Raw genomic sequence first — 26409 nt, 5'->3', positions numbered from 1 at the left:
GGTTCGGATCCTTGTTGGGCTGGCCACATACCGGCAGGGTTAGCTCTGCTGCGGTGGGGAGCCTTCGAGATAGGGAAGCGCCGCGCGTCCCAGCAGCAGACCCGAAGGCCAACCGGCGTAGAACGCAAGGTGCACGATCAACCCGCGTAATTCATCGGGTGTCACGCCGTTCCCGATAGCCTTGGCCACGTGCGATTCCAACTCGTCGCGGCGGTTGGAGGCGGCGAGCAGCGCGCAGGTGACAAGGCTGCGCTCACGTGGCGGCAGTTCGCTCTGTTCCCACAGGTCGCCCATGAGGACGGTGCGCCGGATCCGCTCGAACTCGGGCACGGCTTCGTAGACGCGCATGATCTCGGCGATGGCGGGGCTCTGTTCGGGCTCAGTCGACATAGGGCCTATCCAGTACGATCAGCTTGGATTCGATGAACGACATCAGCCCCTCGATCCCGCCCTCGCGGCCAAGGCCTGACTGCTTGAAGCCGCCAAAGCTGATCGTGGCGTCGGTGCGCGAGGCGTTGTGGCCGACGGTACCGGCACGGATCTGCGCGGCCACGCGGCCGAATGCCTCAGGGTCGTGCGTGAAGACCGAGGCGTTGAGGCCGTAGATCGTGTCGTTGGCGAGCTGGATCGCGTGCGCCTCGTTTTCGGCCGGGATCACGGCGAGAACGGGGCCGAAGACCTCCTGGCGCCCCAGCGTGGAATCGTTGCGCACGTTGCCAAACACGGTGGGGGTTACGTAAAAGCCGGTGTCCAGCCCTTCGGGCCGCGTCCCACCCACGGCAAGCTGGGCGCCTTCCTCCACGGCCCTGGCAATGAAGCCCTCGACTGCCTCGCGCTGGCGCTGCGTGGCGAGGGGACCCACGGTGCTCGCCGGATCGAAGGGGTCGCCGACCTTGAGCGCACCGACCGCCTTGGCGAGCGCTGCGACCATGGCGTCGTGGCGCTCCTTGTGGACGATCACCCGGGTGAGGCTGTGGCAGACCTGTCCGGTCAGGAAGCTGCAGCCCGCGGCAATCGTCTGGGCGGCGGCATCAAGGTCGTAGTCGTCGAGCACTACGGCGGGCGACTTGCCGCCAAGTTCCAGCGTGAAGCGGGCAATGCGTTCGCCACTTGCCGAGGCGATAGCGCGGCCTGCGCCGGTCGAGCCGGTGAAGGTGATCTTGTCGATGCCGGGATGGCGGACCAGCGCCTCGGATGCGGCGCGGTCGGCCATGACGACGTTGATGACGCCTGCGGGAAGGCCGATGTCCTCGCAGATCTCGGCGAAGAGATAGGCTGCGCCCGGCGCCTCGGGCGAGGGTTTGACGACGACGGTGCAGCCCGCGATCAGCGCGGGCGCGCACTTCTGGGCCATGAGGGGACCGGGACCGTTCCACGGCACGATGGCCGCGACCGTGCCGACCGGTTCGCGCACCAGCTGCGCCTCCATGCCCGAAATATGCCGGTGCCGCTCACGCCAGGCGAAGCTCTCGGCGTAGTCCGCGTAGATCCGGAAAGGACGCGCCATGGCCCCGCCGATACGTTCGCACGCGGCCGAGAAGAGCACGCCTGATTCCAGCGTCCAGGTGAGCGCGAATTCGCGTGAACGGGCTTCGAAGGCGTCGGCGATGCGGCGCATCCAGTCGGCCCGCTCGGCATGGGAGAGGCGCGGCCAGGGCCCTTCGTCGAACGCGGTGCGCGCGGCGGCGACCGCACGTTCGATGTCCGCTTCCACGCCTTCGGCCACCGTATAGACGGTGCTCTCGTCGTGCGAGGCGATGACGGGAATGGTCCGCCCGGTCGAAGGGGCCACCCATTCGCCGCCGATGAAGAGGCGATCGGGATGGCGCAAGGTGAGGGTGTGTTCGCTCATGTCCTGATCTCTTACACGATACCGGCGGCGCGCAAGCCATCGATCTGGCCAGCATCCATGCCCAGGATTTCGCGCAGGATTTCCTCGGAGTGCTGGCCCAGGCTGGGGGGCGGATCGCGGCGTGGCGGGGGCGAGCCGCTGGTCTTGATCGGTTGTCCGGTGACCCGGACCGGGCCCCAGGCCGGGTCCTCGATTTCCATCAGCATCTCGCGCGCGGCCACCTGCGGGCATTTGGCGATGTCATCCACGTCCTGGATGGGAGCCGCCGGAACGCCCTTGGCGATGAGGTAGGGCACGACTTCGTCGCGGTCGCGCTCGGCCAGCCATTCGTTGATGAGGGGGGTCAGCCAGTGGGCATGGGCGTTGCGCTCGACCCCGCTTTGCAGGCGTTCATCGCTGCCGAGTTCGGGGCGTCCGATCGCCTCGCAGAAGCGGGCCCAGATCTTTTCGCCCAGCACCGCGATGACGACCGACCCGTCGCGGGCGCGGAAGGTGCCGAAGGGATAGCTCAGCGCATGAAGGCCCGGCTCGGGCACGATGCCCATGGCCGTGTTGAGGATCATGGCCAGCTCGTTCATGGCAAGGGCGGCATCGTACATGGCCACGTCCACGCGCTGTCCCTTGCCGGTGCGCGTGCGCTGGAACAGGGCCTGGAGCGTGCCGGTGACCGCGACGATACCAACCTGGATGTCGGCCAGCGGGAAGCCGAGATAGGCCGGGTCGGTGCCGGTACGCTCGGGCCGCTGCATGAGGCCCGCCATGGCCTGCCCGACGATGTCGAAGGCGGGCCAGTGCTGGTAGGGACCTTGCGACATGTCCGAGCGGCCAAAGCCCGAAATCGTGGTGTAGATCAGCCTGGGGTTGATCGCCTGCAGCCGCTCCCAGGTGAAGCCCATGCGGGCAACCGCTTCGGGGCTGAGGTTGTCGAGCAGCACGTCGGCCTCGGCCAGGAGCTTCTCGAACACCGCTTTGCCTTCCTCGCTCTTGAGATCGAGGGTCAGGCTCTTCTTGTTTCGGTTGGCGCGCAGGAGACCCAGGCTGCGGGGCTGCCCGTGCGCGTCGTTCTTCTTGGGCGCGATCGTGCGGCAGGGCTCGCCATGGCCGGGCTGCTCGATCTTGATGACTTCCGCACCCATGTCGGCGAGCCACATCGAGGTGGTGGGGCCAGCGATGAAGCATTCGAGGCTGAGGACGCGGATACCTTCCAGCGCCGGGGCGGCATCGGGATCGCACGGGATCATCGAGGAGATCATGGCTGCACCTGTGCGACGGGAACGAAGAAGGGAAGGGCGAAGCGCGCGTCGTAGGAAATCACCTTGCACTCCAGTTCCAGGCCGACCTTCAGGTCGTAGCGTTCACCAGGCGGAATGCCGCTGATCATGCGCGGCCCTTCGGCGAGGCGCACGAGCGTGACGACATAGGGCACCGCGCTGGTCAGCCGGTCGTGCACGGGATGGCGCACGGTGGTGTAGGACTGGAGCGTGGCGCGGCCCGAAACCGGGGCCCAGTGCTCACCGATGTGGCGGCACTTGGGACAGCAGGGGCCAGGGGGATGGCGAAATGCGCCACAGGCCTCGCAGGCGTTGAGGTGAAGCTGTCCGGCGGCCAGGTGGCGCCAGAACGGCTGATCGAGAAGCTCGTCGGCGGGGCGTACGATGTTCATGCGCGCCCCAGGATCATCGAGCTGGCACCGCGAAGTGTCATGAAGGCAGTCTCGCAATCGACCTGGTTGGGGGATTCGCCGCGCAGCTGGCGCACGGCTTCGGCAATCGAGTTGAGCCCGTGGAAGTAGCCCTCGGACAGGAGCCCGCCATGGGTGTTGATGGGCAGGCGTCCGCCCGGGCCATTGCCGCCCGAGGTCAGGAAATCATGCGCCCCGCCGCGCTCGACGAAGCCGAAATCCTCCAGCGCCATGGGCACCATGATCGAGGTGGCATCGTAGAACATGGCGACGTCGATTTCCTGCGCGCTCACACCTGCGCGCCGGAACAGGATCTCCCCGGCTTCGGGCGGCACGAGGCGGTGGGTGTCCTCGGCGTAGAGGAACATCGGGACCGAGCCGGGATGGACGTATTGCTGGGCAGCCAGCACGTCGACCGTGCGCGAGCGCAGGCTCTTGGCCTTCTCCTTGGAGGTGATGACAATGGCCATCGCCCCGTCCGTTTCGAGGCAGTAGTCGTAGAGACGCAAGGGTTCGGAAATGATGCGTCCGGCGAGGTACTGCTCCATGGTCAGTTCGCGCTCGCGCAGGAGGGCGCGCGGATTAGCGTTGGCATAGGCGCGCTGGGTGACCGCGATGGCGCCCAGCATCTCGGCGCACTGATCATCGCTCAGGCCATAGTGGTCGAGGTAGGCGCGCGCGTAGAGGGCGTGGTGCTGCCCGGGCACGAGGAGGCCGAACGGCGCCGAGTAGACATCGCCGGGCGGCTCCATCTGGCGGTTGACGAGCTGGCCGTTCTCTTCGGACAGAATGCGGTCGCCCCGGCCATAGCGAGTGCCCGAACGGGCGTTCAGCGCGCGGTAGAAGACAATGCACGAGGCGAGCCCCGCCTCGATCGCGGCGCAGGCCTGCGCGATCGCGCCGCAGCAGTTGACCCCGCCAAACTCGGTCTCGCCATAGTAGGTGAGGCGCGGCAGGCCCAGCGCGTTGAGGATCGCGGCCTCGGTCGTGTTGTCCCAGGTGTAGCGCACCAGCCCGTCGATCTCGTCGATGTCGATCCCTGCGTCGGCCACGGCGGCCTTGATCGCCTCGATCGCGAGCTGCAGTTCGCTGCGCCCGGAGCGGACCGAGAATTCGGTTTGACCGATCCCTGCGATACTTGTCGTCACTCTCGCCAATCCATCTTTAAAGGACCTGTGCCCCAGAGCTGGGACCGGGTCCGGTTAGTGCCCTCGTTGTGCCCCAGCTTGTGCGGTCGATAAAGCGCCGGGCCGTTGCACTGGCCGCGAATGACTTTCCCGCGCGGCGGCGTTTCACAGGGTATCCCCGTGGCTTGGTGGCAAGCGTGTCTTTGCGTCTGCCGGAATACTCCTTTCCGTTCAGGAGGGCTGTGGCGGGACCTGCAAATCGCGCTAACCACGAAGGAGCAAGAACAGCGCGACCGGCGCAGCACGACCGGTCCCGGAGAGGAACGCGATGAAGACGATGACGGCCCGTGAAGCGCTCGCGCACGTCGAGAGCGGCATGACGGTGGCCTTCCCCCATCTTTCGGCCGAGCCGCAGGCGCTGACCCGCGCGCTGTGGGCGCGCGCCGAGGCGCTGGACGAGATCACCGTCTATTCGGGCATGCTGCTTTCGGGCTACGACTTCCTGAAAGGGCCTGCTGCGGGCAAGATCCGCTTCAAGACCTGGTTCATGCCGGGGACCTTGCTGCGCAAGACGGCCGCCGACGTGAAGGCGGAGTATCTTCCGCTGACCTGGGCGCAAACCGGGCGCTTCCTCAACGAGGTGCCGATCGACGTCGGGCTCATTCAGGTGAGCGCGCCCGACGAACAGGGCAACTACAGCCTTGGCGTCAACGCCACTGTCGCGCGCGCGCTCATCAATAATGCCAAGACCGTGATCGCGCAGGTCAATCCCGCGATGCCGCGCACACGGGGCGACAGCCTCGTCGCCGGGGAAGCCTTCGACATCATCGTCGAGGACGAGGTCCCGCTGATCGAGTTTCCGTTCCGCCCCGTCGATGCCATCGACCAGGAGATCGGCCGCACTATCGCGGGCTTCGTCGAGGACGGGGCTACGCTCCAGTTCGGCATTGGCGGCATTCCGGGCGCGGCGGTCGAGGCGATGATCGAACGGGGCTGCCGCGACCTTTCGATCATCTCCATGGTCACCGACAGCGCCATGCAGCTGATCGAGGCGGGATGCTGCCGCAAGGCCGATCCCAAGGCCTTCGTTGGCGACATCCTGGGCACCCGGGCCTTCTACGACTGGGTGGACGGTAATCCCGCCATCGCGCTGGCCGATGCCTCCACCACGCACACGCCCGAAAGCTTCGTGGCGCGCGGCAACATCTTCTCGATCAACTCGGCGCTGGAGATCGACCTGTTCGGCCAGGTCAATTGCGAGACGCTGGGCGGCAAGCAGGCGGGCGCGATTGGCGGCAGCGTCGATTTCGCGATGGCCGGGCAGGTTGCAGGCACGACCAGCGTGATTGGCCTGCGCTCCACCACCAACAAGGGCGCCTCGCGCATCGTCAGGCGCCTCGATTCCGAGATCGTGACGATTTCGCGTACCTTCGTGCAGCGCGTGGTGACCGAACATGGCGTTGCGGACCTGCGCAATCTGTCGGTGCGCGAGCGGGCCATTGCGCTGGCGCAGATCGCCCACCCCGACCACCGCGAAGACCTGATGGCGCAGGCCATCGAGCTGGGATGAGGACCCGAACATGACCACCACAGCCAGCCCGGCAAAACCCCATCCGGCCAAGACGTCGCGCAAGGTGATCGTCACCTGCGCCATCACTGGCTCGATCCATACCCCCTCGATGTCGCCGCACTTGCCGGTGACACCCTCCGAGATCGCGCATTCGGCGATCGAGGCTGCCGAGGCCGGGGCCTCGATTGTTCACCTCCACGCGCGCAACCCCAGAACCGGCGAGCCGGACCAGTCGGTCGAAGCCTACGAACACATCCTCCCCGTCATCAAGCAGGCGAGCAACGTCGTCATCAACGTGACGACCGGCGGCTCCACCCTGATGACGACGCAGGAACGTCTTGCGCCCGCGATGCACTACAAGCCCGAGGTCGCCTCGCTTAACATGGGCTCAATGAACTTCGGCCTGTTCCCGATGCTGGGCCGCTTCAAGGATTTCCAGCACGACTGGGAGCGTCCCTACCTCGAAGGATCGAGCGGACGGATCTTCCGCAATACCTTCGATGATATCGAGACCATCCTGACCAGCTGCGCCGAGAACGGCACCCGCTTCGAGGTGGAGTGCTACGACATCGGGCACCTCTATACCTGCGCCCACTTTGCCGAGCGCGGCCTGATCAAGCCGCCCTTCTTCATCCAGAGCGTGTTCGGCATCCTGGGCGGCATCGGCGGCCACCCCGAGGACGTGCTGCACATGAAGCGCACCGCGGATCGCCTGTTCGGCGAGGACTATCGCTGGTCGGTGCTGGGCGCCGGGCGCAACCAGATGCCGATTGCGACGCAGGCGGTGGTCAATGGAGGGAACGTGCGCGTGGGGCTGGAGGATTCGCTGTGGGGCGGCAAGGGCCGCATGGCCACCAGCAACGCCGAGCAGGTGCGCATGGTGCGCGGCCTCCTCGAAAACCTCGGCCTCGAGATCGCGACCCCCGACGAGGCGCGCGCGATGCTGCAACTGAAAGGCGGCGACAATGTCAATTTCTGATGGGAGCCGCGCACGATGAGCCTCCTTCGCGAGATCGACGGCAACGTCCTTCGCCTCATCATTGACCGGCCCGAAAAGCGTAACGCCATCGACGAGCCGACGATGCGCGCCCTCACGCGCGAATTCGCAGCCATCGACCACGCCTCGCCGATCCGCGCGGTGGTTCTGACCGGGAGCGGAGACAAGGCGTTCTGTTCGGGCGCCGATCTTGGCGGCGAGGCGGCAAGCTTCGGGCCCCAGCATCACAGGCCGACGACCGTCTACGCCGATCTCCTGCGCGCGGCTGCCCGCCTGCCGGTCCCGCTCATCGCGCGGGTGCAGGGTTGGTGCCTGGCAGGCGGCATGGGCCTCCTCGCCATGTCCGACATGGCCGTGGCCTCCCACACGGCACGTTTCGGCCTGCCCGAAGTCAAGGTGGGGCTGTTTCCGATGCAGGTTGCCGCGCTGCTGCAATCGCTGATCCCGCGCCGCCGCTTTGCCGAGATGTGTTTCACCGGCGAGCCGATCAGCGCGGATGAGGCGCTGGCCATCGACCTCGTCAACTACGTGGTGGAGCCTGAGGAACTCGACGCCAAGGTGGACTGGCTGCTCGCCCGCCTCGTCGACAAGTCGCCCACCGCGATCCGGCTTGGCAAGCACGCCCTGCGCGCGATTGCCGACATGAGCGTGGAGCAGGCGCTCGCCCACATGGAAGGCCAGGTCGCGCTGATCCCGCTCACCCAGGACGCCGCCGAGGGGCTGGCCGCCTTCCGCGAGAAGCGCGCGCCGGTCTGGACCGGAAAGTAGGCGAGGAGAATCCCCATGAGCGATCTGCCCCGTTTCGTCGAAATCCTCGAGGAAGGCCCGCGCGAAGGCTTTCAGGCCGAACCGCCTGGCATTCCCGTTGCCGCCAAGCTCGAACTCATCGAGGCGCTGGCCGAAACCGGCCTTGCCGAGATCAACTGCGCCTCGTTCGTGAGCCGCAAGGTCATGCCGCAGATGGCCGATGCCGAGGAAATCGCCGCCACCGTGCACCGCAAGGAGGGCGTGCGCTACCGCGGCATGTGGCTGAGCAAGAACGGGTTCCTGCGCGCGGCCAACAGCGGGCTCGACCTGATGGCGACGCTCAGCGCCAGCGCCTCGGACACGTTCCTGTTCAAGAACAACAACCGCACGCCCGAGCAGTACCTTGCCGAACAGGAGCAGATGCTCGACCTGTTCGAAGCCCATGGCTTGAAGAACGGTCCGGTTTATATCTTCACCGCCTTTGGCTGCAATTACGAAGGCGCCATCGACCCGGCCCGGGTGGTGGAACGCACCGCCCCTCTGCTCGATCTGCTCGCCGCGCGCGGACACACGCCCAGCCACGTCACCTTGTGCGACACCATCGGCTCGGCCACGCCCGAGGCGGTGCGCCGCGCGATGGGGGCCGTGCGCGAACGCTGGCCCGACCAACCCATCGCGCTGCACTTGCACGACACGCGCGGCCTTGGCCTCGCCTGCGCACTGGCCGGGCTCGAAATGGGCGCCTCGCGCTTCGACGCCTCGGTCGGAGGCCTTGGTGGCTGCCCCTTTGCGGGCAACGCGGCCGCTGCCGGCAATATCGCGACCGAGGAGCTGGTGCTTCTGTGCGAATCCATGGGGCTGGCCACCGGCATCGACCTGGCGCGCCTCGTCGAGGTCGTCGCGCTGGCCGAACGGATCGTGGGCCGCCCGCTTCCCTCCCGGCTCGCCAAGGCGGGCCTGTTTCAACCAAATCCTGCGCGCGCCTGACGCGCGCCTTCATGTTCAAGGACTAGCGACAATGCGGATCGACGAACTGCCCGCCGGTATCGAGTGGAGCGAAGAACGGGTCCAGATCGCCGACTCGGTGCGCGCGGTGTGCGACCGGTTCGACGATGACTGGTGGCTCGAAAAGGAGCGCAAGCACGAGTTCCCCCATGAATTCCACACCGCCATGGCCGATGCCGGGTGGCTGGGCATCACCATGCCCGAGGAATTCGGCGGCGCCGGGCTGGGCGTGACCGATGCCGCGCTGATGATGCAGACCGTGGCGAATTCGGCTGGTGTCATGGCCGCGGCCTCGACCATCCACATCAACCTCTTCGGGCCCCACCCGATCCTCAACCACGGCACGCAGGAGCAGAAGGAGCGCTTCATCCCTGCGCTTGTCGAAGGGCGCGACAAGGTGGCTTTCGGCGTGACTGAACCCGATGCCGGGCTCGACACCACGCACATCACCACCCGTGCGGTGAAGCAGGGCACGAAGTACGTGGTCAACGGGCAGAAGGTGTGGACCTCGACCGCCCAGCAGGCCAACCGCATCCTGCTCCTCACCCGCACCACGCCCATCGAACAGTGCGCCAAGCCGACCGATGGCATGACCCTGTTCTACACCGACCTCGACCGGCGCCGCATCGCCATCACGGGCATCGAGAAGCTGGGCCGGGCGGCGGTCGATTCCAACTCGATCTTCATTGATGGCCTCGAAGTGCCCGAGGAAGACCGCATCGGCGAGGAGGGCAAGGGCTTTCGCTACCTGCTCGACAGCCTCAACCCCGAACGCATCCTGGTGGCCGCCGAGGCCGTGGGCGTCGGGCGCCGCGCGCTGGCGAAGGCGGTGGACTATGCCAACGAGCGCGTCGTCTTTGGCCGCCAGATCGGCAAGAACCAGTCGATCCAGCACCCACTGGCGCAGAACTGGATGGCGCTGGAGGCCGCCGACCTGATGATCTGGCACGCCGCGCGTCTCTACGATGGTGGCAAGTCCTGCGGGGCCGAGGCCAACAGCGCCAAGTTTCTTGCCGCGGACGCCGCCTTCGAGGCCTGCGACCAGGCCGTGCGCACGCATGGCGGCATGGGCTATTCCAAGGAATACCATGTCGAGCGCTACCTGCGCGAAGTGATGCTGCCGCGCATCGCGCCCGTTAGCCGCGAACTCATCATGTGCTTCATTGCCGAGCGCGTGCTCGGCCTTCCCAAGTCCTACTGACGAAGGAGCGTGAGGCGTATGGAGAACCTGTTCGATCTGTCGGGAAAGGTCGCTCTCGTCACCGGGGCCTCGGGCGGGCTGGGCGCCCACTTTGCGCAGGTACTGGCGCGCCGCGGGGCCAAGGTCGTAATCGGCGCGCGCCGGGCCGAGGCGCTGGAAGGCGTGGCCGGGGAGATCTGTGCTGAGGACGGCCTGTGCGAGACGGTCGCGCTCGACGTGGCTGATCCTGCCAGCATCGCCGCTCTGGGCGACCTCACCGGCCAGGTCGACATCCTCGTCAACAACGCCGGCATCGTGCGCGACGGCGCCGCGCTGACCCACCCCGAGGCCGACTGGGACGCGGTGATCGACACCAATCTCAAGGGCATGTTCCTTGTCTCACAGGCTGTGGCAGGCGCCATGAAAGCGCGCGGGAAGGGTGGTTCGATCATCAACATCGCCTCGATCCTGGGCCTGCGCCAGGCGGGCGGGGTGGTCTCCTACGCCGTCTCCAAGGCGGGCGCGATCCAGCTCACCCGCACGCTGGCGCTCGAATGGGCGCGCTATGGCATTCGCGTCAACGCGCTTGCGCCCGGCTACATCGCGACCGATCTCAACGCCGAATTCTGGGAGAGCGAGGCGGGCAAGGCCATGCTGCGCCGCATCCCGCAACGGCGTCTTGGCCAGCCCGAAGAGCTTGACGGGGCGCTGCTCCTGCTCGCCTGTGAGGCCTCCAGCTACATGACCGGCTCCGTCCTCGAGATCGACGGCGGCCATCTCGTCTCCACCTTGTGAGCCCCCTCCCATCCCTGAATTCGCGAAGGACCCCAAGACCATGACGCAAACCGGAGAGGAGCTCGCCCAGAAGGTCGAAGCCTTCGTGCGCGAGACGATCGTTCCCTTCGAGAGCGATCCGCGCATCGAGACGCACGGACACGGCCCGAGCGAGGACCTGGTCGCCGAAATGCGCGCGCTGGCGCGCGAGGCGGGGCTGATGACCCCGCATATCCTCGCGGATGGTTCGCACCTCTCGCAAGTCGATACGGCCAAGGTGCTGCGCGCCTCCGGGCTCTCGCCCCTGGGGCCGGTCGCGCTCAACACCATGGCGCCCGATGAAGGCAACATGTTCCTGCTGGGCAAGGTCGCCAGCCCCGATCAGAAGGCGCGCTTTCTCGCGCCGCTCGTGTCGGGCGAGGCGCGCAGCGCCTTCTTCATGACCGAACCCGCCGAGGACGGTGGCGCGGGCTCGGACCCGACGATGATGCAGACCACCTGCCACCTCGATGGCAACCACTGGGTCATCAACGGGCGCAAGGCCTTCATCACCGGCGCGCAAGGGGCAAAGGTCGGCATCGTCATGGCCAAGGCCGAGGAAGGGGCCTGCATGTTCCTCGTCGACCTGCCCGATCCCGCCATTCGCATCGAGCGCGTGCTCGACACCATCGACAGTTCGATGCCCGGCGGCCACGCCGTCGTCGCCATCGAGAACCTGCGCGTGCCCGCCGACCAGATGCTGGGCGAGGCTGGCGAGGGCTTTCGCTATGCGCAGGTGCGCCTTTCGCCGGCGCGCCTGTCGCACTGCATGCGCTGGCACGGCTCGGCCCGCCGCGCGCACGAGATCGCCACGCGCTATGCCTGCACCCGCAAGGCCTTCGGCAAGCTCCTTGTCGACCACGAGGGGGTGGGCTTCATGCTTGCCGAGAACGAGATCGACCTGCGCCAGAGCGAGTTGATGATCGACTGGTGCGCCGGTGTTCTCGATACCGGCGCGCACGGTACCACCGAAAGCTCGATGACCAAGGTCGCGGTGAGCGAGGCCTTGATGCGCATTGCCGATCGCAGCGTACAGGTGATGGGCGGCTCGGGCGTCTCGGGCGACACCGTGGTGGAGCAGATCTTCCGCGAAGTGCGCGCTTTCCGGATCTATGACGGTCCGACCGAGGTCCACAAGTGGTCGCTCGCCAAGAAGATCAAGAAGCAGCACGTGAGCCGCACATGAGCACGCAGGGCGAGGACAACCTTGGCACCACGGCGGTGCGCGAAGGCTACACCTTCAACGAGCCCCGCCTCGAAGCCTGGCTGGAGGCGCATGTCGAAGGCTACCGGGGGCCGCTTCGCGTGCGCCAGTTCAAGGGCGGCCAGTCGAACCCGACCTACCGGCTCGACACGCCTGCGCGCAGCTACGTGCTGCGCCGCAAGCCGCCCGGCGTGCTCCTGAAGGGCGCGCACGCGGTCGACCGCGAGGCGCGCGTCCTGACAGGGCTTGCGACCGCTGGTTATCCCGTCCCGCGCGTCTTCGGCCTGTGCACCGACGATGCCGTGATCGGCACCTGGTTCTACGTCATGGACATGGTCGAGGGGCGCATCTTCTGGGACGCCTCCGTGCCCGAAGTCGACGCGGCCGAGCGCAGCGCCCTGTTCGATGCGATGAACGGCGCGCTCGCGGACCTGCACAACGTCGACTACGTGGCGGCGGGGCTGGAGGATTTCGGCCGTCCGGGCAATTACCTGGAACGTCAGGTCAGCCGCTGGACGAAGCAGTACCTTGCCGATGAGGACGCGGGGCCCGACGCTACGCTCGACAAGGTGATCGACTGGCTCAACGCCAACATGCCCTCGGAGCAGGATGCGCGCACGAGCATCGTTCACGGCGACATGCGCATCGACAACATGATCTTCCATCCCACCGAGCCGCGCGTTCTGGCCGTGCTCGACTGGGAGCTGGCGACGCTGGGCGATCCGGCGGTGGACTTTGCCTACAACGCGATGATGTACCGCATGCCCCCACACATCGTGGCGGGCCTGGCCGGCGAGGGCCTCACCCGTCCGGGTATCCCGAGCGAGGACGAGTATCTGGCTGCCTATTGCCGCCGCACCGGGCGGGAGGGGATGCCCCACTACGATTACTACGTGGCGTTCAATTTCTTCCGGCTCGCCGCGATCTTTCATGGCATCAAGGGGCGTTATCTGCGGGGCAATGCGGCCAGCGCGCAGGCCAAGGCGCGGGTTGACGTCCTTCCCGAACTGATCGAACTGACCTGGCAGCAGACCCGCCGCGCCGCGCGCTGAGCCCGAAGGCCCACGCGCTCAACAAAGGACCTCCCATGGGCGCCGAGCCCTTTCGTTCGCCACCCCGTTCCCCCTTCGCCTTCCCGGCCTACCGCGCCTTGTGGTTTGCAAACCTCGCCTGCAACGCGGCCGTTCTGGTGCAATCGGTCGGCGCGTCCTGGGCGCTGGTTGAACAGGACGCCTCGCCCCAGCTGGTGGCCCTCGTGCAGACCGCGCTCAGCCTCCCGCTCATGCTGATCTCGCCGCTCTCAGGCGCGATCTGCGATGCCTTCGATCGGCGCAAGGTGATGATCGGGGCGCAGCTTGTCCTGTGCGCCGTCGCCCTGGTGCTGGCCTTTGCAAGTGCGCAGGGCTGGTCGAGCGCCCCTGTCGTGCTGGCCTGCATGTTCCTGGCTGGAAGCAGCCTTGCCTTCAACGGCCCTGCCTTCATGGCCTCGGTCAGCGACACCGTCCCGCGCGAGCGCCTGCCCGAAGCGGTGCTGGCCAACGCGGTCGGGCTCAACGTTGCGCGCAGTGTCGGCCCGGCCGCTGGCGGGCTGCTTCTGGCGGTGAGCGGGGTGGCCTCGAACTACCTCGTGGCCGCGGCCATTGCGCTTTTGCTGATGCTCGTCCTCTATCGCTGGCGGCCGGACTTCGGCGAGGATGGACGCGCGCAGCCACCGTTGGCGGAACCGCTGATCGGAGCCATCGGCCAGGGCTTTCGCTTTGCGCTGGAAACCCCGCCGATCAAGGCCTCGATCCTGCGCGCCATGCTTTTTACCGCGGCCTTCAGCGGCTTGCAGGCGCTGATCCCGCTGGTGGCGAGCCGGGTCCTTGCGGGCGGTCCGGACCTTTACGGCACGCTCTACGCCAGCTTCGGCGTCGGCGCGCTGGGCGGGGCGCTGCTTGGGGCGCGGGTCCGCCGCAAGCTGGGGGGCGAAGTGATCCTGCGCGGGTGCATCGTGCTCCTGGCGCTGAGCAACCTGCTGGTCGCCTTCAGCCCCTTCGTGCCCCTCACCATGAGCGCGCTGGCGCTGTCGGGCGCGGGTTGGGTCCTGGCCCTCTCGATCTTCAACACCACGATCCAGATGGCCTCGCCCCGCCGTATCGGGGGACGCACGCTTTCGCTCTACCAGATGGCGGTCTTCTCCGGTGTTGCAACGGGCAGCTGGATCAGCGGGCTCCTTGCCGATGCGGCCGGAACGCTCGTCAGCCTGTTCGCGCTGGCTGTGCTGGGCCTTGGCAGCGTGCTGGTCGGGCGCTGGCTGCCGATCCCCGACCAGAGGCGCGACACCCTTTCCTGAAGGAAAGATCGAAGGATGTTTTCAGGGGGCAATCGCCCCTTGACCCCAAAATGGACGACCACATCCTTTTCATTCCGGGCGGTTCAAGGTGGAGGAGTGGGGGTTAGCCCTTCTGCTCGGCGAAGCATGTGAGCAGGAAGTCGATGAAGGCGCGCGTCTTGGTGGGCAGGTGGCGGCTGTGCGGGTAGATCGCGTAGATACCCGCGTCGGTGCCGCTGAGGCCCACCGCGTAGTCTTCAAGCACGACTTCCAGCGCGCCCGAGGCCAGTTCGCCCTGCACCATGTACTTCTGGAGGACCACAAGGCCCATTCCCGCGACGGCCGCGGCCATCAGGGCAGGGCCCGAAGAGGACCGGAACGCGCCGGTGCCGTTGATTTCATGGGTTTCCTCGTCCTTCACGAAAGTCCAGCGCCCGTCGTAGTCCGGCGCGTGGTAGACGAGGCATTCGTGCTGTTCCAGATCATCAGGATGGGTGGGGCGCCCGGCCTTGTCGAGATAGGCGGGGCTGGCGCACAGGAGCCGCTTGCCGGGATCGAGGCGCCGCGCGATCAGCTCCGAATCCTTGAGCTCCCCGACCCAGACCGCGACATCGATGCTGTTCTTGAGGAGGTCGGGCCTCTCGTCGGTCAGGGTCAGGTCGATGGTGAGGTCGGGATAGCTCTCGAGGAAGTCCTTGAGCCGCGGCAGCACCACTGCGCCGGCCGAAATGCGCAAGGATACCCGCAGGATGCCCTTCACGTCCTCCTGGAAGGACAGCACCTCGCTGCGGGCCTCTTCGAGGTCGCGCAGAGCCGCGCGGGACTTGCGATAGTAGACTTCACCTGCCTGGGTGATCGAGAGGCTGCGCGTATTGCGGTTGATCAGGCGCACGCCCAGTTCGTCCTCGAGCGCGGCGACGCGTCGCGCGATCGAACTCGTCGAGACCGCCTGACGCCGGGCCGCAGCCGAAAAGCTGCCATCTTCCACGACGTCGAGGAAAGCGCGAATTTTGAGCAGATCATCCATATCTGCGGCCCGGCATAGCCCTTGCCTCTCGTGAGGCAAAGCCGTCTTTGCATCCACTGCCAATCACTTTCGCGCCGAAAGGGCGGTATTTTACCTTTCCAAGCCGACCCAGATCGGGGATTTAGGGCTCATCGAACAAGCAAAGAAAAGAGTTCGGGAGGGGTTGTGAAAAGGTTTTCCGCCAAGACCGTCATCGTGACCGGCGGCGCCAGCGGTATCGGCGCGGCCACGGTCCGGCGCCTGTACGAAGAAGGCGCCAATGTGGTCATCGCCGATCTCCAGGAAGACGCGGCCAGTGCGCTTGCGCAGGACATCGGTGATCCGCAGCGACTTCTCGTCCATGCCCTCGATGTCTCCGATGCCGAGGCCGTCGATGCCCTGATGGAGGCCTGCGTGGAGCGCTTCGGTGTGCCCGACGGCCTTGCCAATTGCGCCGGAGTGCGCGGGGTTGGCTCGATCCTGGAAACCGATCTCGACCTCTTTCGCCGTAATGTCGCCATCAACCTCGAAGGCGGGTTCAACACCTGCAAGGCCTTCGCCCAGCGCCTTGTCGATGCGGGCAAGGGCGGGGCCATCGTCAACGTATCCTCGGCGGCGGGCATTCAGGGGGTTCCCAACCGCCTTGCTTATGTCGCCAGCAAGCACGGCGTTATCGGCCTGACGCGGGGTGCTGCGCTCGACCTTGGCAAGTACGGCATCCGCGTCAACGTGGTCACCCCGGGGATGATCCATACCCCGATGACCGCGCCCATGTTCGAGGACCCGGAAAACGTGGACCGGATCCGCGCGGCGCATCCCATCGGCCGTGAGGGCATGCCCGAGGAAATCGCCGCCGCGATCGCCTTCGCGCTCGCCGACGAAGTGGCCTTCATGACGGGCGCGGTGATTCCGGTCGATGGCGGCTCGTCGGTAGGCCAGCCCTCACACTGATGTATCTACAGGCGGAGGTTCCGCCACCGACAGAGCCCGTGTCACGCGCGGGGTGAGGATGGGGCGACCCATCCCAAGGGACGCTGCCTGCGCGAAACCCAGGATTTTTCCTCAGGTCACTTCCACTCCTGGCGGAAAGAACCTTTGCATACATGATGACTGATCCCGGGACGCGAAATCGCCTATCCGGAGCTAAAGAACAAACAACATCGATCCTCAAGGGAGGGGACATACCATGAAGAAGACCCTGTTCGTCTGCGCATCGTCCGTCATTGCGCTTGCGGCCACGCCGGCCCTTGCTCAGGAATCCGCCGAAGGGGACGCCCCCCTCGGTGCTGGCGACATCATCGTTACCGCCAACCGCACCGCCTCGCTCCTGTCCGACACCCCTATCGCCATGTCCGCGATCGGCGGGGACCAGCTGGCCGATGAGCAGATCCTCGACCCCACCCAGCTCAACGAACTGGTGCCCAACATCGCGATTACCCGCGGTAACGGCCTGCAGATTACCATCCGCGGCGTGACCTCGACCGACCAGACCGAGAAGGGCGACCCGTCCGCCGCCTTCAACCTCAACGGCATCTACATCGCGCGTCCCCAGCAGCAGGAGACCAGCTTCTTCGACGTCGAACGCGTCGAGGTTCTGCGCGGTCCTCAGGGCACGCTCTATGGCCGCAACGCCACGGCGGGCGTCATCAACGTCATCTCGGCGCGCCCCAAGTACGAGTTCGGCGCCTCGCTGGATGTCAACTACGGCAACTTCGACAAGCTCAACGCGACCGGCGTGCTCAACGTCCCCGCGAGCGACACGCTGGCCTTCCGCCTGGCTGGCAACGTCGACCAGCGCGACAGCTACATCATCGACGGCGCGCCTGACGATGGCGTCGACTACAACCGCTTCAAGAACAACAAGGCGGTGCGCCTCTCGGCCCTGTTCGAGCCGACCAGCGACCTCACCGTCTACCTCGTGGGTGACTACAGCCGCCTTACGGGCGACAACGTCAACACGATCGTCAACTCCAACTTCGTGCCCGCCTCCAACTTCTACGAGGACATCGGGACGACCCCGCCGCTGACCAACGCGCGCTACATCAATGCCAACAACAAGGCCCAGCGCACCAACCCTACGCCTTTCTCCCAGCAGCCTTCGGGTCGCACCGAAAACTGGGGCATCACCGGCGAGATCACCTACAACTTCGGTCCGGCCAGCGTGACCTACCTCGGGGGCTACCGCGAGACCGACGCCTACGGCATCGGCGTTCTCACCAATGGCGCGCGGCAGGCCGACACCTCGGGCGATTACAACCAGCAGTCGCACGAGCTGCGCTTTGCGTACAACGATGGCCCGCTTCAGGCGCAGGTCGGTGGCTACTATTTCCGCGAGGAATCGGACATCACCCTGAACATCAACCGGGGCACGGGCGAGAATGTGGGCCGTCTTTCGTTCCTCCAGGGGCCGACCACGTCCCAGAACAAGTCGGTCTTCGGCCAGATTACCTATGAACTCATGCCCCGGCTGCGCGCGACGGGCGGCATCCGCTACTCGCACGACAAGAAGTCGCGCGTGGGCCGCGGCATCATCCAGACCTACAGCTACATCAACAGCTCGTACGACTTTGGCGTGCCTGTGGGTGATCCTTTCATTCTCACCAACAACCAGGCCGAGCGCAGCTTCAGCAAGGTGACCTGGCGCGCCGGGCTCGACTACGACACCGATCTGGGCCTCATCTACGCCTCGGTCTCGACCGGCTACAAGGCGGGCGGCTTCAACGATGGCTGTCTTGAGGGCACCCTGCCGGGCTGCACCTTCACGCAGGACTTCCTGTTCTACGAGCCCGAAACGCTGACCGCCTACGAAGCGGGCTTCAAGTTCGCCTTCGGTCCGGCCTTCGCGCTCAACGGCACGGTGTTCCACTACGATTATTCGAACATGCAGCTCACCGAGCTCGTGCTCAACCTGCTCGGGCCCGGCCAGAACGGCCAGATCACGACCAACGCGGCCACCTCGAAGGTCGACGGTGTCGAGCTCGATGCGACGCTGCGTCCCTCCGATCGCTGGACCTTCAACGTCGCCTTCAACTACCTTGATGCGCGCTATGCGACCTTCAATCCCGGGCAGGACCTCTCGGGCCGTCCGCTCACGCGCAGCCCCAAGTATTCGGGCCGCGTGGCGGCGAACTACAGCCTGCCGGTGGGCGACGGCGTGATCGACTTCAACGCGGCAACGCGCTTCAGTTCGAGCTACGACCTGTCGAGCGACTTCTCGACCTACCGCTTCTTCGAGCAGCCGGGTTACACCAAGACCGACCTTTCGGTGACCTACAAGGCCCCGGACAGCCGGTACTATCTGGGCGCCTATGTCGAGAACCTGGAGAACAACCTCATCGTCACTGTGGCAAACGCGCCCCAGACGGCTGTCTTCTCCGATCCGCGCACTTATGGTCTGCGCGCAGGCGTGAAGTTCTAAGCAGCTCCTCCCTGGGGGCGGCCTGCCGGTCGGTAGGTCGCCCCCGCCTCTCTCTACTACCATCCCGTGGGGGATGAGACTTGTGCGAAGGAAGAAATGGCCCGTCGCGACGTCCTGAGTATCGCCCTTGCCGGAACCGTCCTGATCGGAGCCGGCAGCTTGCCCGGAACCGCTCACGCCCAGACTTCCGCCTCCTCCCAAGCGGGCGCACTGACGCACGAGGACATGCTCGCCGCCCGCCAGCGGGCCGAGGCCATCGTCGCGCAGATGGAGCCGCAGGAGAAAACGCACCTGACCTGGGGCGTGATGCCGCTCCCGATCCGGCCCAACAGCCCGCCGCCACCCGAAGGGGCCATTCCCGCGGCAGGTTTCGTGCCCGGCATCGCGCGTCTGGGCATCCCCAACCTTACCGAGACCGACGGCCCGGCAGGCATCAGCTACGTGCAGGGTCTGCGCGGCGATTTTGCCACGGCCATGCCCTCCGGGATTGCGCTGGGGGCCTCCTTCGACCGCGATCTGGCTTATGAACAGGGGCGCACGATCGGTCAGGAGGCCCGCGCCAAGGGCTTCAACGTGCTGCTGGCGGGCGGCGCCAACCTGGCCCGCGATCCGCGCAACGGACGCACTTTCGAATATATCGCGGAGGACCCGCTGCTGACAGGCCAGGTGATCGGAGCCAACATCGCGGGCGTCCAGTCCAACCACATCGTCTCGACCATCAAGCACTTTGCCTTGAACGGGCAGGAGACCGGGCGCCGCTTCGTCGACGTGAAGATCAGCGACAAGGCCGCGCGCGAGAGCGATCTCCTGGCCTTCCAGATCGGCATCGAGATCGGCCAGCCCGGCTCGGTCATGTGCGCCTACAACAAGGTCAACACCGAGCGCGGCTGCGCCAGCGAATACCTCCTCAACAAGGTGCTCAAGACCGATTGGAACTACCAGGGCTGGGTGATGAGCGACTGGGGCGCGGTGCCCGGCCTCTACGCCGCCTGGAACGGCCTTGACCAGCAGTCGGGCGCAGGCCTCGATCCCGACGTCTTCTTCGATGATACCCTGCTCAACGCGGCAAAGGCCGACCCGGCCCGGATGGACCGTCTCGACGACATGAACGCGCGCGTTCTGACCGGCCTTGCCGCGACCGGCGTGCTCGACCATCCGGTAAAGCCGGGCGGCGCCATCGACTGGAAGGCCCACGCCGATGTCGCGCTGCGCTCGGCCCAGGCGGGCATCGTCCTGCTCAAGAACGCGGACGACATCCTGCCGCTGGCGAGCGATGCCAAGTCCATCCTGGTGGTGGGCGGCAACGCCGATTTCGGCGTGCTCTCGGGCGGTGGGTCAAGCCAGGTTCACGGGGAGGGCGGTCCGGCCTTCATGCGCCCGCTGATGAATTCAGGCGCGTTTGCCTCCATGACCACCGAGCAGTACCAGCGCGGCGCGCCGCTCGAGGCTATCCGCAAGAGGAAGCCCGGCGCGGTCGTGCGCTACCGTCCGGGGCGCTATGCTTCGGATGCCGCCGCGCTCGCCGCGCAGATGGACATGGTGATCGTCTTTGCCAACCAGTGGATGGCCGAGGGCATCGACGTCAGTGACCTTGGCCTTCCTGAAGGCCAGGACGCGATGATCGCGGCCATTGCCAAGGCCAACCCGCGCACGGTGGTCGTCCTTCAGACCGGGGGCGCGGTCAACATGCCCTGGCTGGACGACGTCGCGGCCGTTATCGAGGCCTGGTATCCCGGCCAGGAAGGCGATGAGGCGATTGCGGGCGCGCTCTTTGGGGAGTTCAATCCCAGCGGGCGCCTGCCGATCACCTTCCCGCGCACGACCGCACAACTCCCGCGCGAGGACGTGCCGGGCATGATCGAATTCGATCCCATCGCCTTTGGCTCGACCGTCGATCCCAGTCTCAAGCTGGAGACCGACTACAACATCGAAGGCGCCGAGATCGGCTATCGCTGGAACGCCAAGGAAGGCCACAAGGCGCTGTTCCCCTTCGGCTATGGCCTCTCGTACACGACCTTCCGCTCCGGGGACCTGAAGACCGACGGCACCAGCGCCAGCTTTGCCGTCACCAACACGGGCGCGCGGGCGGGGCGGACACTGGGCCAGGTCTATCTCGTGAGCCGGGATGGCAAACCCCGCCAGCGCCTTGTCGGTTTCGAGCGCGTGACGCTCCGGCCCGGCGAGACGAAGCGGGTCCAGGTCTCCTTCGATCCACGCCTGCTGGCCGAATGGAACGGCGCGGGCTGGACGATCCCGGCCGGAACCTACGGCTTTGCCCTGGGCGAGAATGCCGAGGATCTTGGCGCGACCGTCACGGTTCGTCTCAAGGCGCGCAGCTGGAAGGATTGACGCGCGTTGGTGTCCTGAGCAGAGGTTTCTAACCCCCAGAACAGGACCTGATTTCGTGCAGAACCAGACCGTTACAATCGCGCAAGGGTGTCTTGAAGGACAGGTGCAGGAACTCCGGGAAGGGAACGGCGTGGCCTCCTTTCTCGGTATTCCCTACGCCGCGCCGCCGGTCGGCGAACGTCGCTGGCGCGCGCCCTGTCCAGCGCCCAGCTGGGAGGGTGTCCGGCGCGCCGACACCTGGGGCGATGTCTGCCCGCAGAATATCTTTCCCCCCAACATACTCCCGGAAATGCCCGTGGGCATGTCGGAGGACTGCCTGACACTCAACGTCTGGAAACCTGCCGAGGCCGGAGCCGACGCGGGCCTTCCCGTGATGGTCTGGATCCATGGCGGCGGCTATGTCTCGGGCGGCTCGGCGAACCCGGCCTATTCGGGCCACGCCTTTGCGCGCGATGGTGTCGTGCTTGTCAGCATCAACTACCGCATCGCGCGCTTCGGCTTCTTCGTGCATCCCGCGCTGGCGGACGAGGGCTTTGGTGGCAATTTCGGCTTTCTGGACCAGATCACCGCGCTGGAATGGGTGCGCGACAACATCGCGGCCTTCGGCGGCGATCCGGCGCGCGTGACGGTGTTCGGGGAAAGCGCAGGCGGGGGCTCGGTCCACATGCTGCTGCAGTCCCCGCGCGCGCGTGGCCTGTTTGCAGGCGCCATCGTGCAATCGGGCGGTGGGCGCGACACCATGCTGCCCGCTTCCAGCAAGGCGAAGGCCGCGGCCACCGGAGAAGCCTTCGCTCCCGGCGCCAGCGCGCAGGACCTTCGGGCCATGCCGGAGGCGGACATCGTCGGTGATCTGGGCATGACGAAGATGATCTCGGACAGCTACTGCGGCCCGGTTCTCGACGGTGAAACCCAGATCGGCGAACCCCTCGCGGCTGCCCGCAACGGCCTCTATCCTGATGTCCCGGTCCTGATTGGGGCCAATTCGGCCGATGGCTTTCCGTCCGGAGAGGACAAGGACGCGCTGTTCGCCCGGTTCGGGGAGGCCGAGGCGCAGGCAAGGCGCCTCTACGATCCGGAAGGGGACAAGAGCGCGCTGGAAATCGGCACCCAGATGAGCGCGGACCATCTCTTCCGCGAGCCTGCGCGCGCCCTTGCCCGCACGCTCGCCGCGCGGGGGCAGCACGTGTGGCTCTACCGCTTTGCCCATGTCGGCGTGACGTCGGGCCTTGCCATGGGCGGCGTGCCCCACGCGGCCGAGATCCCTTACGTCTTCGATGTGCCCGAGGCGCGCCTCCAGCAGATCGACACCGGATACGATGCGGCTGTCGCCGCGCTGACCCACCGCTACTGGGTGAACTTTGCGAAGACCGGGCGCCCGGATGGTGTGGGCGACGTTCCCGCCTGGCCGCGTGTCACCGGGGAAAGTGACACGTGTGTCCAGTTGATCGAGAGCACGGGTGCCCGCCACGCCGAGGACCCGCTGACTGCGACCCTCGACTTTCGCGAGCGGCAATTGCAGGGTTAAGGCAGGTCGAGGCGGTAGATCGCCTTGGCGGTGCCATGGAAGAGCGCGTTGCGCTCGTCCCCTGAAAACCCCGTCGTGGCCAGCTTGAGCGCGTTCCACAGGTCCACGTAGCTGGCTGAGCGGCTGTCGGGCGGATAATTGCTGCAGGCCATGCAGCGCGCCGGGCCAAAGGCGTTCAGCGCGGTCTCGATGAGCGGCTGCCAGAGCCGGGCGAGCTCTTCGGGACCGGCCTTTTCGGTGCGTTCGTGGAGCCCCAGGTTCCAGAACGGCATGCCAAGGCCACCGACCTTGCAAGTGACATTGCCGCGCTGGGCCAGATCGGTGAGGTTCGCCGCCCACAGGGCAAAGACATCGCGCCTGTCCTCGCCCTCGGTATCGAGCGCCATGGCGATGCCCATGTTGTTGACGATGATCGGCGTGTCGGGAAAGGCGTCGGCCAGCTTCGCGATCTCGGGCAAGCGGTGGTGGAACGCGGCGGCGTCGAAGGACAGCCCGCGCCGCGCGAGCTCGGCAAAGCCTTCGCGAAAGCGAGGGTGTTCCAGAACGCCCATCGGCGGCTTGCCCGACATGAAATAGCGGTACGGGCGCTCATCGGGGAAATCCATCGTGGTCTGGCGGATGCCGCGAAACCGCTCGGGCGCGGCGGCCATGGCGCGGTCGAGCAGTTCGCCCACGGCCGCGCCGTGGCGCAGGTCGGCATGGCCCACGATCCCGGCGCATAGCCCCAGCCCGCCAAAGGCACCGCCGCGCGCCATGGCGCCGATCCCGTTCGCATATTCTACCTCGCCCAGCGGGCGCAGCACTTCGGGGCCGTCGGGTCGGTAGAAGCTATGTGCATCGACATAGACGCTCGCGATGACCTTGTGCCCGCTTGTGGCATCGCGCGCATAGTCCTGCGCCCCGTACGTCACGTTCGCGTTGTGGAACAGGTGATGGTGCGCGTCGACGATGGCGAGGTCGGGCTCGAGGATGGCAGGGGTAAGGTCGGTCACGCGGGCGCCTTGTGCTGGTGCGGGGTGGGATATGGCGAGTAAGCGCCCGGGTCAGGTGATGGTTTCGTCCGCATCGGGAATCCGGTCTGCCGCGCGGCGCAGGCACTCCGCCGCGATCAGCGCGGCGATGCAGAACACGATTGCGCACGAGGCCCCCACCATCAGGTCGTCGGCAAAGACATAGTCGGTGATGAGCGCGATGAGCGTCGCCCCGAAGCCAAGCCCCAGAAGCGTCCCTGTCAGGAGATAGGCGGCAATCACCTGCCCGCGGAACTGGTTGGGGGTGACCTGGTAGATCGCGACCACCGACTGCGCGGAAACCGTGCCGATGAGGAACAGGAACAGCGCCAGCGCGGCCAGCACGAGCGTGGGCGAGGGCACGAAACCGATGACGAGGGCAAGTGCGGCCATCAGGTACATCGAAGTCATCGGCGTGGTGGCGAGCACCCGGCCCGATCCGCGCACCGAGGCCCGCGTGACCCACCACCCGCTCGCCAGGATACCCGCCGACCCGAAGATCAGCTGAAGGAGGCCCATGGCAAAGCCGATGTCCTGCGCGCGCCAGGCGAACTTGCGCATGAAGACCGCGGGCATCCAGGTGTTGGTGCCGAAATAGACCACCCCGTTGAGCGCAAAGGCGGCGATGAGCAGCGCAAGCAGGCGCCAGCGGCGGCTGAGGAAGGCTCGAAGATCGGCCACGGGCGCGCCTTCCTTGGCAACTTCGCGGCGTTCGGGCTCGCGCACGAGAAGCATCAGGGCGGCCATGACGATGCCGGGAATACCCACCGCAATGAAGACCGTCTGCCAGTTGCGCACTTCACCGGTGAAGGGCAGGATCATGGTATCGGACTGGCTGGCATAGGCGACCGCTGCGGCCCCGAAGAGAAGGGCAACACCCGATCCGGTGAACGCCCCCATGGTGTAGAAGGCGGTCGGGCGCGAGCGCGTCTCCTTGGAGAAATAGTCCGCGATCATCGAATAGGCCGCCGGGCTGAGCGCGGCTTCGCCCGCCCCCACCAGCACGCGCGCGGCGAAAAGCTCGGCATAGTTACGTGCAAGCCCGCAGCCGATCGTCGCCACACTCCAGACCAGCATGCCCACGATGATCATGTTGCGCCGGTTGCGGGTGTCGGCGATCTTGCCCAGCACCAGCCCCATGACGCCGTAGAACAGCGCGAAGGCGATGCCAGCCAGGAGGCTGAACTGCGTGTCGCTGAGCTGCATGTCGGCCTTGATCGGCTCGACCAGGAGCGCCAGGATCTGCCGGTCGACCAGCGCGATGGCATAGGCAAACTGCAGGCAGACAACGACAAACCAGGCATAGCCTGCCGGTGGGTAGGGCTTGCCGGCAGGGCGTGCCAGCGCGTCGTGTGTCGTCATTCGGATCCTCTTCCCAAAGGCTCGCAGCGGTAAATGGCCGAATATCGTTTTCGGCTCTTTTCGTATCCCGTGCCCAGGGCTGCGCGATGAGGAGGAGGAGGAGTGGCCGCCCGGGGCACGGGATACAGGCCCCATGCTTAACCCGGACCATGGCCCGTGACGACCGCCTTAATGCGTTGCGACGTTGCGCGCGGTGCGAAAGAGCGTTGCAACGCAGATGAGGTGCCTCGCGCACCGATATGCGCCACACCGCAGGACGCGCGCGGCCGGACGGATCGCCGCACACGGGAACGAGGAAGCCAGAATGAAAGTGATACGCGCCGGAACCAACCCCTCGGCACCGGCAGGCCCCGATGCCACCTTCACCGGACGCGTACGGCGCGATCCGCTGGTCAACGCCGAGGCGCCCGGCCGGGTGCTCACCGGTACGGTCAGTTTCGAACCTTGCGCCCGCACCGACTGGCACACCCACCCGCTCGGCCAGATCCTGATCGTCACGGCCGGGTGCGGATGGGTTCAGGCCTGGGAGCAGGCCAAGCAGGTCATCCGTCCGGGCGACGTGGTCTGGACGCCGCCGGGCGAAAAGCACTGGCACGGCGCCACCGAAACGACCGCGATGACCCATATCGCGGTGACCGAGGCGCTCGACGGCAAGGCCGTGGACTGGCTCGAGAAAGTCTCCGACGCGCAGTATCGCGGCCCCGCCGTCGAGCCCTGAGGCCAGATGCGGATTTACCAGGCGTAGGCCTGCGGCGCCTCGCCGCCCGGGCCGGGCCAGATTTCGTCGAGGCGGGCGAGAGCTTCTGCGCAAAGCGTCAGCTCCTGGCTGGCAAGCGCGTCGTCCAGCTGGTCAAGCGTGCGCGGGCCGGTGATGGGGGCGGTGACGACGGGGTTGGCGCGAAGCCAGGCCAGGGCGACGGCGCCCGGTGTGGCGCCCAGCTCCTTGCAGAAGGCTTCGTAAGCTTCGAGCTGCGGGCGAACCGCCTCCACCTTCTGCGCCACACCGGCGCGGGCGCGGCGGCCCTGCGAAGGGGCATCGAGCACGCCGCCCAGAAGGCCGCGGTTGATCGGGCTCCAGGCGACAAAGCCCATGCCATGGTACTTGCAGGCGGGCAGGACCTCGAGTTCGGCGGTGCGCTCCATCAGGTTATAGTAGGTCTGTTCGCAGACGAGGCCGAGCGAGCCGCGCGCCTGGGCGGCGGCGTGCGTCGTGGCGATCTGCCAGCCGGCGTGATTGCTGGAGCCGACA

General features: G+C 66.5%; 23 protein-coding genes. 14 read left to right on the top strand and 9 right to left on the bottom strand.

All coding sequences use genetic code 11. The features are described 5' to 3' along the window. Nucleotides 1–39: 39 nt before the first annotated feature. The 5 genes from MTR65_RS12985 to MTR65_RS12965 are packed head-to-tail and all read right to left on the bottom strand — an operon-like array spanning nt 40 to nt 4681. Nucleotides 40–390 carry a carboxymuconolactone decarboxylase family protein gene (locus MTR65_RS12985; RefSeq protein ID WP_243800866.1) on the bottom strand — a complete coding sequence of 117 codons (351 nt, stop codon included), beginning with the start codon at nt 388–390 and terminating at the stop codon, nt 40–42. After that, nucleotides 380–1852, bottom strand: a complete 1473-nt coding sequence (locus MTR65_RS12980; RefSeq protein ID WP_243800864.1) for an aldehyde dehydrogenase — start codon at nt 1850–1852, stop codon at nt 380–382. The genes MTR65_RS12985 and MTR65_RS12980 overlap by 11 nt, the downstream gene beginning before the upstream one ends. Before the next feature lie 11 nt (nt 1853–1863). Continuing rightward, nucleotides 1864–3105, bottom strand: a complete 1242-nt coding sequence (locus tag MTR65_RS12975; protein WP_226635421.1) for a CaiB/BaiF CoA transferase family protein — start codon at nt 3103–3105, stop codon at nt 1864–1866. Beyond that, a complete protein-coding gene (locus tag MTR65_RS12970; RefSeq protein ID WP_243800862.1) occupies nt 3102–3515 on the bottom strand; it encodes a Zn-ribbon domain-containing OB-fold protein in 414 nt (137 codons plus the stop codon). Before MTR65_RS12970 ends, MTR65_RS12975 begins: the two co-directional genes overlap by 4 nt. Further along, nucleotides 3512–4681: a thiolase C-terminal domain-containing protein gene (locus MTR65_RS12965; protein ID WP_243800860.1), complete on the bottom strand. Its 1170-nt coding sequence runs from the start codon at nt 4679–4681 to the stop codon at nt 3512–3514. Before MTR65_RS12965 ends, MTR65_RS12970 begins: the two co-directional genes overlap by 4 nt. A gap of 307 nt (nt 4682–4988) precedes the next feature. Here MTR65_RS12965 and MTR65_RS12960 point away from each other — a divergent pair, with 307 nt between their 5' ends. Genes MTR65_RS12960 through MTR65_RS12920 form a run of 9 tightly spaced genes read left to right on the top strand, consistent with a single transcriptional unit; the run spans nt 4989 to nt 14511 of the window. After that, the gene (locus MTR65_RS12960; protein WP_243800857.1) at nt 4989–6230 is read left to right on the top strand and encodes an acetyl-CoA hydrolase/transferase family protein; all 1242 of its coding nucleotides are present in this window, start codon (nt 4989–4991) and stop codon (nt 6228–6230) included. 10 nt (nt 6231–6240) lie between these two features. Then, nucleotides 6241–7209, top strand: coding sequence for a 3,5-dioxohexanoate:acetyl-CoA acetone transferase (gene kce / locus MTR65_RS12955; protein WP_243800854.1), 969 nt, complete (start codon nt 6241–6243; stop codon nt 7207–7209). A gap of 15 nt (nt 7210–7224) precedes the next feature. After that, on the top strand, nt 7225–7995 hold the full coding sequence (locus MTR65_RS12950) for an enoyl-CoA hydratase-related protein (protein ID WP_243800852.1): 771 nt from the start codon (nt 7225–7227) through the stop codon (nt 7993–7995). Between the two features lie 15 nt (nt 7996–8010). Continuing rightward, nucleotides 8011–8961, top strand: a complete 951-nt coding sequence (locus MTR65_RS12945) for a hydroxymethylglutaryl-CoA lyase (RefSeq protein WP_243800850.1) — start codon at nt 8011–8013, stop codon at nt 8959–8961. 31 nt (nt 8962–8992) lie between these two features. After that, nucleotides 8993–10180: an acyl-CoA dehydrogenase family protein gene (locus MTR65_RS12940; RefSeq protein WP_243800849.1), complete on the top strand. Its 1188-nt coding sequence runs from the start codon at nt 8993–8995 to the stop codon at nt 10178–10180. An 18-nt stretch (nt 10181–10198) separates the two neighbouring features. Continuing rightward, nucleotides 10199–10954, top strand: coding sequence for an SDR family NAD(P)-dependent oxidoreductase (locus MTR65_RS12935; RefSeq protein ID WP_243800887.1), 756 nt, complete (start codon nt 10199–10201; stop codon nt 10952–10954). Nucleotides 10955–10994: 40 nt separating this feature from the next. Beyond that, the gene (locus MTR65_RS12930) at nt 10995–12158 is read left to right on the top strand and encodes an acyl-CoA dehydrogenase family protein (protein ID WP_243800848.1); all 1164 of its coding nucleotides are present in this window, start codon (nt 10995–10997) and stop codon (nt 12156–12158) included. Further along, nucleotides 12155–13228, top strand: a complete 1074-nt coding sequence (locus tag MTR65_RS12925; RefSeq protein WP_243800847.1) for a phosphotransferase — start codon at nt 12155–12157, stop codon at nt 13226–13228. Before MTR65_RS12930 ends, MTR65_RS12925 begins: the two co-directional genes overlap by 4 nt. Before the next feature lie 35 nt (nt 13229–13263). After that, a complete protein-coding gene (locus MTR65_RS12920; RefSeq protein WP_243800842.1) occupies nt 13264–14511 on the top strand; it encodes an MFS transporter in 1248 nt (415 codons plus the stop codon). 103 nt (nt 14512–14614) lie between these two features. Here MTR65_RS12920 and MTR65_RS12915 read toward each other — a convergent pair whose 3' ends face one another. Further along, nucleotides 14615–15517, bottom strand: a complete 903-nt coding sequence (locus MTR65_RS12915) for a LysR family transcriptional regulator (protein WP_243800840.1) — start codon at nt 15515–15517, stop codon at nt 14615–14617. A gap of 165 nt (nt 15518–15682) precedes the next feature. On the opposite strand from MTR65_RS12915, the gene MTR65_RS12910 reads away from it, so the two are divergent. The 4 genes from MTR65_RS12910 to MTR65_RS12895 all read left to right on the top strand — a co-directional run bounded on the left by MTR65_RS12910 (nt 15683) and on the right by MTR65_RS12895 (nt 22788). Further along, entirely contained in the window at nt 15683–16447 is a 765-nt protein-coding gene (locus MTR65_RS12910; RefSeq protein ID WP_243800838.1) for an SDR family NAD(P)-dependent oxidoreductase, read from the top strand. 235 nt (nt 16448–16682) lie between these two features. Continuing rightward, the gene (locus MTR65_RS12905) at nt 16683–18914 is read left to right on the top strand and encodes a TonB-dependent receptor (protein WP_243800836.1); all 2232 of its coding nucleotides are present in this window, start codon (nt 16683–16685) and stop codon (nt 18912–18914) included. A gap of 96 nt (nt 18915–19010) precedes the next feature. After that, entirely contained in the window at nt 19011–21263 is a 2253-nt protein-coding gene (locus MTR65_RS12900; RefSeq protein ID WP_243800835.1) for a beta-glucosidase family protein, read from the top strand. Beyond that, nucleotides 21202–22788, top strand: coding sequence for a carboxylesterase/lipase family protein (locus MTR65_RS12895; RefSeq protein WP_243800834.1), 1587 nt, complete (start codon nt 21202–21204; stop codon nt 22786–22788). Before MTR65_RS12900 ends, MTR65_RS12895 begins: the two co-directional genes overlap by 62 nt. Here MTR65_RS12895 and MTR65_RS12890 read toward each other — a convergent pair. After that, entirely contained in the window at nt 22785–23780 is a 996-nt protein-coding gene (locus MTR65_RS12890; protein WP_243800833.1) for an amidohydrolase family protein, read from the bottom strand. The two genes, MTR65_RS12895 and MTR65_RS12890, sit on opposite strands and share 4 nt — an antisense overlap. A gap of 51 nt (nt 23781–23831) precedes the next feature. Further along, nucleotides 23832–25160, bottom strand: coding sequence for an MFS transporter (locus MTR65_RS12885; RefSeq protein WP_243800832.1), 1329 nt, complete (start codon nt 25158–25160; stop codon nt 23832–23834). A gap of 304 nt (nt 25161–25464) precedes the next feature. Here MTR65_RS12885 and MTR65_RS12880 point away from each other — a divergent pair, with 304 nt between their 5' ends. Further along, nucleotides 25465–25878, top strand: a complete 414-nt coding sequence (locus MTR65_RS12880; RefSeq protein ID WP_226635385.1) for a (R)-mandelonitrile lyase — start codon at nt 25465–25467, stop codon at nt 25876–25878. Nucleotides 25879–25892: 14 nt separating this feature from the next. Here the strand turns inward: MTR65_RS12880 and MTR65_RS12875 are convergent. After that, nucleotides 25893–26409 (bottom strand): aldo/keto reductase (locus tag MTR65_RS12875; protein ID WP_243800831.1); only part of this gene is annotated, 517 nt, incomplete at its 5' end.

The sequence above is a fragment of the Novosphingobium mangrovi genome (assembly GCF_022818885.1).
In the GTDB taxonomy this organism is placed as follows: Bacteria; Pseudomonadota; Alphaproteobacteria; order Sphingomonadales; family Sphingomonadaceae; genus Novosphingobium; species Novosphingobium mangrovi.
Note: the sequence above shows the minus strand (reverse complement) of the source record. Positions and strands in the feature narration are given on the sequence as shown.

What these genes read in the sequence shown, in the direction of transcription:
- MTR65_RS12985 (WP_243800866.1), bottom strand. Translation starts at nt 390, where the DNA reads ATGTCGACTGAGCCCGAACAGAGCCCCGCCATCGCCGAGATCATGCGC.
- MTR65_RS12980 (WP_243800864.1), bottom strand. Translation starts at nt 1,852, where the DNA reads ATGAGCGAACACACCCTCACCTTGCGCCATCCCGATCGCCTCTTCATC.
- MTR65_RS12975 (WP_226635421.1), bottom strand. Translation starts at nt 3,105, where the DNA reads ATGATCTCCTCGATGATCCCGTGCGATCCCGATGCCGCCCCGGCGCTG.
- MTR65_RS12970 (WP_243800862.1), bottom strand. Translation starts at nt 3,515, where the DNA reads ATGAACATCGTACGCCCCGCCGACGAGCTTCTCGATCAGCCGTTCTGG.
- MTR65_RS12960 (WP_243800857.1), top strand. Translation starts at nt 4,989, where the DNA reads ATGAAGACGATGACGGCCCGTGAAGCGCTCGCGCACGTCGAGAGCGGC.
- kce (WP_243800854.1), top strand. Translation starts at nt 6,241, where the DNA reads ATGACCACCACAGCCAGCCCGGCAAAACCCCATCCGGCCAAGACGTCG.
- MTR65_RS12950 (WP_243800852.1), top strand. Translation starts at nt 7,225, where the DNA reads ATGAGCCTCCTTCGCGAGATCGACGGCAACGTCCTTCGCCTCATCATT.
- MTR65_RS12945 (WP_243800850.1), top strand. Translation starts at nt 8,011, where the DNA reads ATGAGCGATCTGCCCCGTTTCGTCGAAATCCTCGAGGAAGGCCCGCGC.
- MTR65_RS12940 (WP_243800849.1), top strand. Translation starts at nt 8,993, where the DNA reads ATGCGGATCGACGAACTGCCCGCCGGTATCGAGTGGAGCGAAGAACGG.
- MTR65_RS12935 (WP_243800887.1), top strand. Translation starts at nt 10,199, where the DNA reads ATGGAGAACCTGTTCGATCTGTCGGGAAAGGTCGCTCTCGTCACCGGG.
- MTR65_RS12930 (WP_243800848.1), top strand. Translation starts at nt 10,995, where the DNA reads ATGACGCAAACCGGAGAGGAGCTCGCCCAGAAGGTCGAAGCCTTCGTG.
- MTR65_RS12925 (WP_243800847.1), top strand. Translation starts at nt 12,155, where the DNA reads ATGAGCACGCAGGGCGAGGACAACCTTGGCACCACGGCGGTGCGCGAA.
- MTR65_RS12920 (WP_243800842.1), top strand. Translation starts at nt 13,264, where the DNA reads ATGGGCGCCGAGCCCTTTCGTTCGCCACCCCGTTCCCCCTTCGCCTTC.
- MTR65_RS12915 (WP_243800840.1), bottom strand. Translation starts at nt 15,517, where the DNA reads ATGGATGATCTGCTCAAAATTCGCGCTTTCCTCGACGTCGTGGAAGAT.
- MTR65_RS12905 (WP_243800836.1), top strand. Translation starts at nt 16,683, where the DNA reads ATGAAGAAGACCCTGTTCGTCTGCGCATCGTCCGTCATTGCGCTTGCG.
- MTR65_RS12900 (WP_243800835.1), top strand. Translation starts at nt 19,011, where the DNA reads ATGGCCCGTCGCGACGTCCTGAGTATCGCCCTTGCCGGAACCGTCCTG.
- MTR65_RS12895 (WP_243800834.1), top strand. Translation starts at nt 21,202, where the DNA reads ATGCCGAGGATCTTGGCGCGACCGTCACGGTTCGTCTCAAGGCGCGCA.
- MTR65_RS12885 (WP_243800832.1), bottom strand. Translation starts at nt 25,160, where the DNA reads ATGACGACACACGACGCGCTGGCACGCCCTGCCGGCAAGCCCTACCCA.
- MTR65_RS12880 (WP_226635385.1), top strand. Translation starts at nt 25,465, where the DNA reads ATGAAAGTGATACGCGCCGGAACCAACCCCTCGGCACCGGCAGGCCCC.